This is a genomic window from Nocardiopsis halotolerans DSM 44410, assembly GCF_000341065.1.
Taxonomy (GTDB): Bacteria; Actinomycetota; Actinomycetes; order Streptosporangiales; family Streptosporangiaceae; genus Nocardiopsis; species Nocardiopsis halotolerans.
The window spans coordinates 1-12133 of record NZ_ANAX01000320.1 but is presented as its reverse complement, the minus strand read 5'-3'; the positions used below and the strand labels follow the sequence as shown (position 1 = coordinate 12133).

The window sequence follows — 12133 nt, the reverse complement described above, 5'->3', positions numbered from 1 at the left end:
CGCTGTGGTCACCGGCCGAGCTGGCCAAGGAGGGGCTGGACGAGCAGCTGATCCGGGAACTGGCCAGCGGTCCGGCGATCTGCATCCCCCTGGTGGCGCACGGACGCGCCCTGGGGCGGATGACGGTCGGCAAGAACGAGACGGACGACTTCACGCGGGAGGAGGTCGACGTCGCCGACGACCTGAGCCGTCGGGTGGCGTCGGCGATGGAGAACGCGCGGCTGCACGAGAAGCAGTCCGCGATGAGCGACGCCCTCCAGCGCAGTCTCCTCCCCGCCAAGGAGAAGGAGCCGGTGATCCCGAACGTGGACCACGCGGTGTTCTACCGTCCGGCGGACGAGCGCAACGTGGTCGGCGGGGACTTCTACGACGTGTTCGCGGCGAGCGGCCGGTGGTGCTTCGCGATCGGCGACGTGTGCGGGACGGGCCCCGAGGCGGCGGCCGTGACCGGGCTGGCGCGGCACACGCTCCGGGCGCTGGCCAAGGAGGGCTTCACGCCCTCGCACATCATGCAGCGGCTGAACATGGCGATCCTGGACGAGAACACCTCGACCCGGTTCCTGACGATGCTGTACGGGGAGATGACCCCGGCCACGGACGGCGGGGGCGGGATGCGGCTGCGGATGGTGTCCGCCGGTCACCCGCTGCCGATGCGGCTGAACCAGAAGGGCGAGGTGACGTCGTTCGGGGCGTCGCAGCCGCTGCTGGGCGCGTTCGAGGACGTGGGGTTCACGACCGAGAACGTGGACATCCGCCCCGGCGAGGTGATGCTGGCGGTGACCGACGGTGTGACGGAGCGGCGCAACAACACGGACATGCTCGGTGACGAGGGGCTGACGGAGATCTTCTCCGGATGCGCCGGTCTGACCGCCCAGGCGGTGATCAGCCGCATCGACCGGGAGCTGGAGGAGTACGCCCCGGGCGGGCGCAGCGACGACACCGCGATGCTGGTGCTGCGGTTCCTCTGACGGGGGTGGCCGGGAACGTTCCTGGTGTGACGCGGGGGTTCTGGCCCGCGCCGGTCCCGTACTCACCGCGGGGTGCGACCGCCGGTGCGCGCCACGAGCACGGGAGCGCGGCGGACCGGTGAACCCTCACGGCCACGGTTCCTCGCCGTCCTCGACGGACGGTCTCCGGCGCGGTTCGCCGGTCGGGCGGGAGCGGTCAGAGCCAGCCCATGTCCTGGGCGGTGCGGATGGCGGACATGCGGTTGTCGGCGCCGGTCTTGCCGATGGCGTTGGAGAGGTAGTTGCGCACCGTGCCCTCGGTCAGGTGGAGGGTGGCGGCGATCCTGGCGACGGTGGCGCCGTCGGAGGCGGCGCGCAGCACCTCGGTCTCGCGGTCGGTGAGGGGGCTCTCACCACCGACCATCGCGGCGGCGGCGAGGTCGGTGTCGATGTAGCGCCCGCCCTCGTGGACGCGGCGGATGGCACCGGCGAGCTGGTCGACGGGGGCGTCCTTGGCCAGGAATCCCCGCGCGCCGGAGGACAGGGCCCGGCGCAGGTAGCCGGGGCGGCCGAAGCTGGTGAGGATGACGACGCCGCAGTCGGGGGCGTCCGCCCTGAGCCGGGCGGCGACCTCCAGGCCCGTGGCCCCGGGCATCTCGATGTCCAGGACGGCGATGGCGGCGCCGTGCCGGAGGACGGCGTCGGTCACCTCGTCTCCGCGACCGACCTCGGCGACGACCTCCAGATCGTCCTCCAGGCCGAGGAGGGCGGCGATGGCCCCCCGAACGAGGTGTTCGTCGTCGGCCAGCACGATCTTGATCAAGGTCGGCTCTTCTCCATTATCTCGCTTTGGCTTCGACACGATATCGTTTCGGGCATTGTGGCGCACATGGCGCCTACGGAAAACGCGCCAGGGTAACGGCCGACGTGTTCGGCCACAACGGCGCCGGGGTTTACGGATGCTCTCACGGACATCGGCGAGAACCGGTGCGAGGAGGCGAAATCAGACTCGAAACCCCGCTATACGGCGCTCTCACCCTGTTCTAACCCATGCGGCGCATGATGGACCACGCCACTGAACATCGTCCCGCCCAGTCGGAGGATGAGTTGAACCCCAACGAACCGAGTGCAGGTACCGAGCCCGGTGCGGCGGCCGGGAGCGGAGTTCCCGAACACCGCCGCACCGAGCCCGCAGACCAGTCGGGTCCCCGGAACCCGCACGAGGGGTACTCCTCCGCCGGTGACGGGGCCGATGACCGTGACACGTCCGGCGGGGAGCACGGGGGTGTCCCCGCCGGACACGACGACCAACCGGCCGGGACCGAGCACGCGGGGCCCCAGCAGCCCTTCGGGCACCACCCGTCCGACGAGCGCTCCGGGGCTCCGTGGCCCGGTGGGCAGACGGGGCGGGCGGGGTGGACGGGCGCCGGGCCGTCGGGAGGCGGACCGAGCTTCTCACCACCCGAGCAGCCGCCCCGGTGGGCCACCGGGCCCCACGCGCCGGAGCGCGCCTCCTACACCTTCCCGCCGCCCGGGGGTGGGGACCAGCACGAGCGGTTCGCCGCCCACCAGGGCGGACCGGTGCCGCCGCACGGCGGACAGGGCGGACAGGGCGGCCTCCACGGGCCGGGTGCTCCCGGCGGCCCCGGACAGCCCCCGTACGGCGGCGGAGCTTTCGGGACGGGCGGCCACGAGGGCCACGGCGGCCCCGGGAACCACGGCGGTCACGGTGGGCAGCCCCCGTTCGGCGGCATGCCGCCCGGTGCGGTGCCCCCGTCCGGGAAGAAGCGCCGCTCCGGCGGGATCGTGACCGTCGCCGCGATCACCGCCCTGATCACGAGCCTCATCGTGGGACCGGCGACGGCCCTGGGCACCGCCTACCTCTTCCCCAACGGCCTGGGCGGACCGGTCAGCTCGCTCGAACAGGCGCCTGAGAGCACACCCACCGAGGGAGCGGTCGGCGAGGTCGCCGACACGGTCCTGCCGAGTGTGGTGTCCATCCGGACCGCCAGCGGCGGCGGCAGCGGGGTGATCATCTCGTCCGACGGCCAGGTCCTGACCAACGCGCACGTGGCGGCCGCCGCCCAGGGCGGTCCCATCGAGATCCTGTTCAACGACGGTTCCTCCGCGCGTGCCGAGGTCCTGGGTTCGGACCCGGTCTCCGACATCGCGGTGCTCAAGGCCGAGGGGCGCACCGACCTCACACCGGCCACCCTCGGCGACTCCGAGGAGGTCGGCGTGGGTGCTCCGGTCGTCGCGATCGGTTCCCCGCTGGGCCTGTCGGGCACGGTGACCACGGGCGTGGTCAGCGCGTTGAACCGGCCGGTGAACACCGGCCAGGCCGGACAGACCTCGACGGTGATCAGCGCGATCCAGACGGACGCGGCGATCAACCCGGGTAACTCGGGCGGCCCCCTGGTGAACATGAACGGCGAGGTGATCGGGATCAACACCGCGATCGCGGGCGTCTCGCAGGACAGCGGTTCGGTCGGCCTGGGCTTCGCCATCCCGGTCAACCAGGTCCGCCCCATCGCGGAGCAGCTGATCGCGGACGGCAGCGCGAGCTACCCGGCGATCGAGGCCACCATCACCAACTCCCGCGTCGGCGGCGCGCAGATCGTGGAGGTGACCGAGGGCGGCGCCGCGGCGGAGGCCGGGCTCGGGACCGGTGACGTGGTGGTGTCCGTGAACGGCGAGTCGGTGTCCACTCCGGACGAGCTGATCGCGAAGATCCGTGTCCACCAACCCGGCGAGGAGATCACGCTCGGGGTCCTGCCCGGCGGCAGCGGCTCCGAGGAGGAGGTCACCGTGACGCTCGGGGAGCAGAGCACCGAGGCGGCCCAGAACGAGAGCGGCGGGAACTAGGGGGCACCGCCCCCACCTCCCGNGCCCCGGACCTCAGGGTCCGGGGCCGCCCGCGTGTGTGACCACGCACCCGGGGGGGAGCCACCGGATTCCCCCGCCCGGCTCCCGTGGAGCGGACACCACCGCCGGGAGGGGACCGCCCTCCCCCGCGCCCGCACGGCGGCCGACCACCCCCGTTCCGCGTCCGCGCACCCTCGTGCCGCGGACCCCCTCTCCGTAGCGTTCTCCGGAACGGATCCGGTACCCCGCACCGCTCCGTGAGGCCGCCGACACACGGAGGAGAAGAGACCTTGGCTCCCCCCGCCACCGCACCAGCCGATCACCGACCGGCACGTTCCACCGTCCGCTGGTGGGAGCGTCCCTGGGTCGTTCCGCTGACCCTGTCCACGCTGACCTTCCTGGTCTTCGCGGTCCCGCCCTACCTGGGTCTGGACCCCGGCCAGGCCCGGGTGCCCATCCGCGAGGACGTCCCCTGGCACTACGCGATGCTGGTCTCGCACATCCTCGGCGGGACGGTGCTGATGATCCTGGTGATCCTCCAGGTGTGGCCGTGGCTGCGTCGGCACCATCCCCGGGTGCACCGGTGGAGCGGCCGCGTCTACGTCATGTTCGGCATCCCGTTCGTGGGCGTCCCCGCGCTGCTCATCTCCCCGCTGACCTCCTGGGACCTGTCCGCGCGGGTCGGTACCGTGCTCTGGGCGGTGGCCTGGCTCTCCTTCACCGTCGCGGGCTACGTGATGGCGCGTCGACGCGACTTCGCCCGGCACCGGGAGTGGATGCTGCGCGGCTTCGTGCTGCTCTACGGCATCGCCCTGAACCGCCTGGTCATGCCCCTGCTGATCCTCGTCACGCTGCCGTTGGGGAGCGGGGAGAAGCCCCTCGACCTCCTGAGCGCGAGCATGTTCCTCAGCTGGATGCTCCCCCTGCTCCTCCTGGAGTGGTGGCTGCGGTACCGGCGTCCCGCGCGCCGACGCCGCACCGCGCCCCGCGTCAGCTCCACCGCGTGACCCCCGGGAGGGACGGACGCCCCCATGCCCCGTACCCCTGCGGCCCGGAGGGGCGCGGGGCCCTCACTCCGCCGCGTTCGGCGCGTCGTCCTCCGGAGGCGTGTACAGGGGCAGCTGGAAGCCGATGACGGAGCCGCCGCCCTCCCGGTTTCGGGCGAACACCCTGCCGCCGTGGGTCTGCGCGATCTCCTGGACCATGGACAGTCCGAGTCCGGAACCGGGCAGGCCGCGGGCGACGGTGGCCCTGTAGAAGCGCTCGAAGACGCGGTCGAGCTCGGCCGGGTCGATGCCGGGTCCCCTGTCCCGGACCTCCACGGCTCCCCCGCGCACCCGGATCTCGATGGGTGCGGTGCCCTCGGGGTCGAACTTGGCGGAGTTCTCGACCGGGTTGGCGACGGCGCGCTCCAGGGAGCCGGGGCGGCCCCACACGACGCTGTCGTCGGCGTCCACGACGATGTCGCGACCGGTGCGTCGGTGTGTGCGCTTGGCGACCTTGTCGGCGATTCCGGCCAGGGAGACGGCACTCATCGACTCGTCCTCGTGGTCGCCGGTGGCCAGGCCGACCAGCTCGTTGACGAGGGCGGTGAGTTCGCGGGTCTCGCCGCGCAGGTCGTCGATGAGGCTGTCGCGCGCCTCCGGGCTGAGACGATCCACCCTGTCGAGCACCTGCACGTTGGTGTACAGGCTGGTCAGCGGGGTGCGGAGTTCGTGTGCGGCGTCCTGGACGAGGCGGCGCTGTTCGTCCTTGGAGCGGGTGAGGCGGGCGAGCATGGCGTTGAACGCGCTGGTGAGGCGGCCGACCTCGTCGCGGCTGGTGTCCTCCTCCCGGCCCTCTCCCCTCCTGCCGGGGTCGACCGGGTCGAGCCGCCCGGTGGAGCTGACGTACTCGGCGGCGTCGGTGAGGCGCACCAGGCGCCCGGTGGTGCGGTGGCCCACCAGCCAGCCCACGGCCGCCGCGCCCAGGGCGACGAACAGGCCCAGCCACAGGATCTGGGTGGCGAGCCGGTCGAGCATCAGCTCGGTGGGCGACAGGCGTTGGAGGAGCTGGAGGGCTCCGGCCCCGTCACCGAGGGAGACCGTGGCCAGCCGGTACTCCTGCCCGTGGATGGTCTGTTGGCGCATGTCGACGATCCCGGGCTCGGCCTCCTCGGCGACCTCCAGGTCCCTCTCCGAGGGCTGGAACAGGACCGCCTCGGACGGGTCGGTGACGCTGATCGTCCTCCTGCCGTCGGATTCGAGCAGTTGGAGCTGGAACTTGTCGCTGGACAGGAACAGCCGGAGCCCCGGAGGACTGCCCTCCCCGCGTTCGTGGAACTCGACGAGCTTCTCGGACAGGTCGGCGACGGTGCTCTCGAACTCGTTCTCGGTGTCGGCCCGGATGAGTACGGCGGCGGTGGTGTAGGCGAGGGTGCCGACCAGGGCGATGACGACCGCGGCGACCAGGGCGAAGATCACCGCGAAGCGGGTGCCCAGTCGCCAGTCACCCGGGCGGAGGAGTGCGCCGCGCCATGATCGGAAGGTGCCGCGCGGTGCGGCGGAGGCCTGCGCGTTCCCCGGGACGTGCGGGGTGCCGTGGACGGGTCGCACGGGACTCACCCCTGCGGGCGGAGCGTGTAGCCCACCCCGCGCACGGTCTGGATGAGCGGCGGCCCCCCGTCCTCCAGCTTGCGGCGCAGGTAACTGATGTAGACGGCGAGGTTCTTGGACTCGGGGCCGAAGTCGTAGCCCCAGATGCGGTCGTAGATGGTGGAGTGGTCCAGGACGATCCCGGCGTTGCGGATCAGGAGTTCGAGGAGGTCGAACTCGGTCTTGGACAGCTCGACCTCGCGTTCGCCGCGCCAGACCCGTCGGGACCGGGGGTCCAGGGACAGTTCGCCGACGCTCAGCGGCCCCTCCTCCGCGGCGTCCTCGGGCATGGGTGCGGCCCGGCGCAGCAGGGCGCGCAGCCGGGCGAGGAGTTCCTCCAGCTCGAAGGGTTTGGCGAGGTAGTCGTCGGCCCCCGCGTCCAGTCCCGCCACCCGGTCGGGCGTCTCCACTCGCGCGGTGAGCATGAGGATGGGCGTGCGGTCGCGTTCGGCGCGCAGCACGCGGGCCACCCCGAGCCCGTCCACCCCCGGCATCATCACGTCGAGGACCAGGAGGTCGACGGGTTCGGAGTGCACGACGGCGAGGGCCTGGACCCCGTCCGGCACCGTCCGGACGTCGTAGCCCTCCAGCTGGAGTGCGCGTTCCAGTGAGTCCCTGATCGCGCGGTCGTCGTCGGCGACCAGGACCGTGGCGGTGGCTTCCATGGCGTTCATGGTCCCGTATCAGGGTGAGAGGGCGGTAAGAGCAGGGTGGGGCGCGTGTCAGATTCCCCGCTGGTCGGGTCCCCTTGTCAGGCGTCCGGGTCGAACCGGCGGGTGCGGCCGAGTCCGGCGGCCCGCCCCTTGCCCGCGACCACGAGCGCCATCTTGCGGGAGGCCTCGTCGAGCATCTCCTCGCCGAGCATGACGGCGCCGCGCCGGTCCACGGTGGTGGCGTGCGCGTAGGCGTCCAGGACCAGTTCGGCGTGGTCGTAGTCCTCCTGGGTGGGCGCGAAGGCCTCGTTGGCGGCCTCCACCTGGAGCGGGTGCAGGACCCACTTGCCGTCGAAGCCCAGCGCGGCGGTGCGCGCGGCGGAGCGGCGGAAGGCGTCCACGTCACGGACCTGGAGGTGGGGGCCGTCGATGGCCTGGAGCCCGTGTGCGCGGGCGGCCATGAGGATGCGCATGAGCACGTAGTGGTAGGCGTCGCCGGTGTCGTAGCCGGGCGGCTGCTCGCCCACGACCAGGCTCTTCATCTGGATGGAGGCCATGAAGTCGGCGGGTCCGTAGACGAGGCTCTCCAGGCGGGGCGAGGCGGCGGCGATCTCGTCCACGGCCACCAGGCCGCGGGCGTCCTCGATCTGGGCCTCGATGCCGATCCGGCCGACCTCCAGTCCGACGGCGCGCTCGATCTGGGTGAGGAGGGTGTCGAGCCACTGGACGTCGCGCGCGGCGGTGACCTTGGGCAGGACCAGGGCGTCGAGCTCGGCTCCGGCTCCCTCGACGACGGCGATGACGTCGCGGTAGGCCCACGCGGTGGTGACGTCGTTCACGCGTACGGTGCGGACCTTGCCGTCCCAGCCGCCGTCGTTGAGCGCGCGGACGACGGTGTCGCGGGCGGCCTCCTTCTCCAGGGGCGCGACCGCGTCCTCCAGGTCGAGGAAGAAGGCGTCCACGTCCAGACCCCGGGCCTTGTCCACGAACCGGGAACTGGACCCCGGAACCGCGAGTACCGACCGCCGCGACCTGAGTTCACCCATCGCCTGTCCCCTGATCCGCTCGTCCGTGTGCGTGGTCGGGCCGGTCGACCGGGGACGGCCGCGGTCGTGCCGCCGGCCGTCCGGCCGGGTCGCCCAGCCGGGGCGTCCGCCCGGTCCGGGCGGTACCGCACGGCCCATCATCGCACCGTGCGGTGCATAGGGTGGGCTCCGGGTCCTCTGCGGGACCGAAGGCATCCAGGAGGTACACAGCATGTCCGGCACGTCGTATCCGACCAGCGCCCACTGGGGCAGTTACCAGGTGGTCGTCGAGGACGGCCGGGTGGTCGGGACGCGCCCGGACCCGGGCGACCCGGCGCCGTCCCCGGTGATCGCCAACACCCCCGGCGCCCAGCACCACGCCTCACGCGTGGCGCGCCCGGCGGTGCGTCGGCGCTGGCTGGAGAACGGCCCCGGCCCGGACCCGCGTCGGGGCGATCCGGACGACGCCTACGTCGAGGTGGAGTGGTCCACGGTGCTGGACCTGCTCGCCGGTGAACTCGACCGGGTGCGGAACGCGTACGGGAACGCGGCGGTCTACGGCGGTTCCTACGGGTGGGGCAGCGCGGGGCGGATCCACCACGCGCAGAGTCAGCTGCACCGGTTCCTCAACACGATCGGCGGGTACACGCGGTCCCGCGCGACCTACAGCCACGGCGCGGTGGAGGTGCTCTTCCCCAGGATCATCGGTACCCCGGCCGCGAACCGGCTGCTGCACCGGGCTCCGTCGTGGACGCGGATCCGCGAGCACACCGAGCTGCTGGTGAGCTTCGGCGGGCTGCGTGTGTCCAACACGTGGACCTCCTCGGGCGGGCGCGCCGCCCAGACAGCCGGTCCGGCGATGCGTGGGGCCTCGCGGGCCGGGGTCGAGTTCGTGTCGGTGTCGCCGCTGCTGGACGACACCCCGGACGAGGTGAAGGCCGAGTGGGTGTCGATCGCCCCGGGCACCGACACGGCGGTGATGCTGGCCCTGATGCACGTGCTGTTCACCGAGGGTCTGGCCGACACGGAGTTCCTGGACCGCCACACGGTGGGCGCGGACGTGCTGCGCGCGTACGTGACGGGTGAGCGGGACGAACGGGGAGGCCGGGGCGGGACCGTGCGTTCGCCGGAGTGGGCCGAGCGGATCAGCGGTGTTCCGGCCGACGAGTTGCGGTCGCTGGCGCGGCGGATGGCGGAGCGTCGCACGCTGGTCAACGTGGGATGGTCGGTGCAGCGGGCGCGGTACGGCGAGCAGCCGTTGTGGGCCGGGCTGGCGCTGGCGTGCTGCCTGGGGCAGGTGGGGTTGCCGGGCGGTGGTTTCGCGTCCGGTTACGGGTCCATGGGCAACTACGGCGGCGGGTCGACGCCGCTGGGGCTGCCGAGGATGCCGCAGGGCAACAACCCGGTGACGGACTCGTTCATCCCGGTCGCGCGGGTGGCCGACATGCTGCTGGATCCGGGCGGGCGCTACGACCACGACGGCGAGGAGCGCCGGTACCCGGACATCCGGCTGGTGTACTGGGCGGGGGGCAACCCCTTCCACCATCACCAGGACCTGGCCCGGTTGACCAGGGCGTTCGGGCGGCCGGAGACGGTGGTGGTGCACGAGACGCACTGGACGGCGACGGCGCGGCACGCCGACATCGTCATCCCCGCCACGACGGTGCTGGAGCGCGACGACATGGCCGCGAGCCAGGGCGACCTGAGCGTGCGGGCGATGCCGCGCGCGGTGACGCCGCACGGGCAGGCGCGGGACGAGTACGACACCTACGCCGATCTGGCCGAGCGGCTGGGTCTGCGGGAGGAGTTCACCGAGGGGCGTACGAGTGGCGAGTGGATGAGGGTGGTCTACGAGCGGTGGCGGTCGCTGGTGGCTCGGCACGGGCTGGAGGTGCCCGGGTTCGGGGAGTTCTGGGAGCGCGGTCGGGTGGAGATGCCCGGCCGGGTGGAGGACGAGGCGCTGCTCGGCGAGTTCCGCGCCGATCCGGAGGGGAGTCCGCTGCGGACGCCGAGCGGACGGATCGAGCTGTTCTCGGAGACCATCGCGTCGTTCGGGTACGAGGACTGCCCCGGGCACCCGGTGTGGCTGGCGGGTCCGGTGGTGACCGACGCGGACGGGGGTTTCCCGCTGGTGCTGGTGGCGAACCAGCCGAGCGGGAGGCTGCACAGTCAGCAGGACATGGGCGCGCACAGCATGTCGCAGAAGGTGCGGGGGAGGGCGCCGCTGCGGATGCGTCCGGAGGACGCGCGCGCGTGCGGTGTGGCCGACGGGGACGTGGTGCGGGTGTCCAGTGCCACGGGCTCGTGCCTGGCGGGCGTGGTGGTGAGCGAGGCGCTGCGGCCGGGGGTGGTGCAGCTGTCGACGGGGGCCTGGTACGACCCGTCGGCGGACGGGGTGACGTGCGCGCACGGGAACCCGAACGCGCTGACGGAGGACGTGGGAACGTCCGCGTTGAGCCAGGGGTGCACGGGCCAGTTGGTGCGGGTGCGCGTCGAGCGGTTCGACGGTGAGGTGCCGCCGGTGCGCGCGTTCGAGCCGCCGAGGGGTGTCGCAGCGGGCTGAGCGTGTGCGGGTCGGGGCCGTGGTGTCGAGGCCCGGTGGCCGGGTGCTGAGGGCTGGGGACCGCTGGGGGACCGAGGACGGGACTCCGAGGAGGCGGGAACCGGGAACCTGGGGCGCTGAGGGCTTGGGAGCCGGGGCGCGGCGGAGGCTGGCCCCTCCTCCGGTACCGGGAACGGCGGGGACACGGGCCGCGGGCCGCCGTCTGGGCCGCGTCGTCCACGGACGGTGTGGTCCCGGGCGCGTCCGCCCGAGCGTGGGCAGGTTCTGGCACGGGGGCGCACGCTCTCCCGTGGGACGGCCGAGCGCCCCCGTCGACGGCGTGCCCGCCCCGGGCGGTGTCCACCATTCCTCGTTCCCGCCCGTGGACGACCCGCCGCCGGGGCCCTGTGGCACGGGGAGCCTCCCGGCGGCCCCGGGGGACTCCGTCGGTCAGCGGACCAGGAACCGGTCCACGCGGCGGGGCAGCAGCAGCCCCAGCCAACCGAGCACCGCGTACCCCGCCTGGCCGGGTGCGAGCATGCCCAGGATCGCGCCCGTGTTCGCGGTGGGCGCGCGCAGGAACTCGCGCATGCGCGGGTGGGCACGCGGCACACCGTTGCCCGACACCAACAGGCTGAACACCGCGACCAGGGCCACGGCGGCCCAGACGGCCCCGGCGCCGCCCAACCCGCCGAGCCACCCCTGGATCCGGTCCAGTGCCGCGTGGGCGTAGGCGGGCGCCCCCTCCCACCCGGATCCCACGGGCGGGACACCGCCCATGGCGCTGAGAAGGGCACCGCCCGGGGCACCGCCCGGGGCACCGCCCGGCACGGCCACGACGGCGTACGCCACCGCGGCACCCATCGCCGCCATCGCACCGGTGACCCCGCCGGTGGCCGCCAACCCCAGGCGCCTCGCCAGTTCACGCGCCTGCCGGGTGAGTTCCTCCTGGGAGGGATGGTGCCGCCAGGGCCGTCCCATGGACCGCGCCTCGCCCATGGCGTTCGCCCGCCGCCAGCGCAGGAACCGCCAGGTGTCGCAGAGCACGCCGGGACCGCGCCGCGCGGCGATGGTGGCGACGGCCAGCTCGTGGACGATCGTGGACAGCGTGGTGGCCAGGGTGACCGGCAGGTCCACCCAGGACAGCGCCACCCTGCGGAACAGCGGCGCGATGTCGGCGGGCACGCGGACCCGCATGGCCACGGAGCGGCCCCGGGCCCAGCGGCGCAGACGCGCCAGCGGCGGCTGCCCGGGCAGCGGCGGTGTGGACTCGGCGGCGGTTCCGATCATCCGGTGGTCCATGGCCACCGCGCACACCAGCACCAGCACCAGCAGCCACGGGGTGAGGACCCCGCCTCCGAGGAGGCCGTGGACGAATTCCGAGGCCGGGTGGAGCGCGGCGTTGGCCAGTCGCGCGTTCAGGTTCAGGTGTTCCAGGAAGGCCAGGAGCAGGGCGATCGGGGGCAGC

General features: G+C 73.1%; 8 protein-coding genes and 1 pseudogene. 4 read left to right on the top strand and 5 right to left on the bottom strand.

What is annotated here, in order from left to right; genetic code table 11:
- Positions 1 to 968 (top strand): PP2C family protein-serine/threonine phosphatase (locus D455_RS0123300; protein ID WP_017573095.1); only part of this gene is annotated, 968 nt, incomplete at its 5' end.
- Positions 969 to 1164: 196 nt separating this feature from the next.
- On the opposite strand, the gene D455_RS0123295 is transcribed toward D455_RS0123300, so the two are convergent.
- A complete protein-coding gene (locus D455_RS0123295; RefSeq protein ID WP_017573094.1) occupies positions 1165 to 1770 on the bottom strand; it encodes a response regulator transcription factor in 606 nt (201 codons plus the stop codon).
- A 284-nt stretch (positions 1771 to 2054) separates the two neighbouring features.
- Between D455_RS0123295 and D455_RS0123290 the strand changes: the two genes are divergently transcribed.
- Together D455_RS0123290 and D455_RS0123285 are read left to right on the top strand one after the other, a co-directional pair.
- Entirely contained in the window at positions 2055 to 3812 is a 1758-nt protein-coding gene (locus D455_RS0123290) for a S1C family serine protease (RefSeq protein WP_017573093.1), read from the top strand.
- A 290-nt stretch (positions 3813 to 4102) separates the two neighbouring features.
- On the top strand, positions 4103 to 4819 hold the full coding sequence (locus D455_RS0123285; protein ID WP_017573092.1) for a DUF2306 domain-containing protein: 717 nt from the start codon (positions 4103 to 4105) through the stop codon (positions 4817 to 4819).
- 63 nt (positions 4820 to 4882) lie between these two features.
- Here the strand turns inward: D455_RS0123285 and D455_RS0123280 are convergent, their stop codons facing one another.
- From D455_RS0123280 to D455_RS0123270, 3 genes are all read right to left on the bottom strand, one after another.
- Positions 4883 to 6406 (bottom strand): sensor histidine kinase, encoded by a 1524-nt coding sequence (locus D455_RS0123280; protein WP_017573091.1) that lies wholly within the window; start codon positions 6404 to 6406, stop codon positions 4883 to 4885.
- 5 nt (positions 6407 to 6411) lie between these two features.
- Positions 6412 to 7110, bottom strand: coding sequence for a response regulator transcription factor (locus D455_RS0123275; protein WP_017573090.1), 699 nt, complete (start codon positions 7108 to 7110; stop codon positions 6412 to 6414).
- 86 nt (positions 7111 to 7196) lie between these two features.
- The gene (locus D455_RS0123270) at positions 7197 to 8144 is read right to left on the bottom strand and encodes an HpcH/HpaI aldolase/citrate lyase family protein (protein WP_026122904.1); all 948 of its coding nucleotides are present in this window, start codon (positions 8142 to 8144) and stop codon (positions 7197 to 7199) included.
- Between the two features lie 211 nt (positions 8145 to 8355).
- Between D455_RS0123270 and D455_RS0123265 the strand changes: the two genes are divergently transcribed.
- Positions 8356 to 10686 (top strand): molybdopterin-dependent oxidoreductase, encoded by a 2331-nt coding sequence (locus D455_RS0123265; RefSeq protein WP_017573088.1) that lies wholly within the window; start codon positions 8356 to 8358, stop codon positions 10684 to 10686.
- 429 nt (positions 10687 to 11115) lie between these two features.
- Here the strand turns inward: D455_RS0123265 and D455_RS31475 are convergent.
- Positions 11116 to 12133, bottom strand: a pseudogene (locus D455_RS31475) (PrsW family intramembrane metalloprotease); the annotation flags it as partial.

Coding starts and splice junctions, on each gene's coding strand:
- D455_RS0123265 (WP_017573088.1), top strand. CDS start 8,356: ATGTCCGGCACGTCGTATCCGACCAGCGCCCACTGGGGCAGTTACCAG.
- D455_RS0123270 (WP_026122904.1), bottom strand. CDS start 8,144: ATGGGTGAACTCAGGTCGCGGCGGTCGGTACTCGCGGTTCCGGGGTCC.
- D455_RS0123275 (WP_017573090.1), bottom strand. CDS start 7,110: ATGGAAGCCACCGCCACGGTCCTGGTCGCCGACGACGACCGCGCGATC.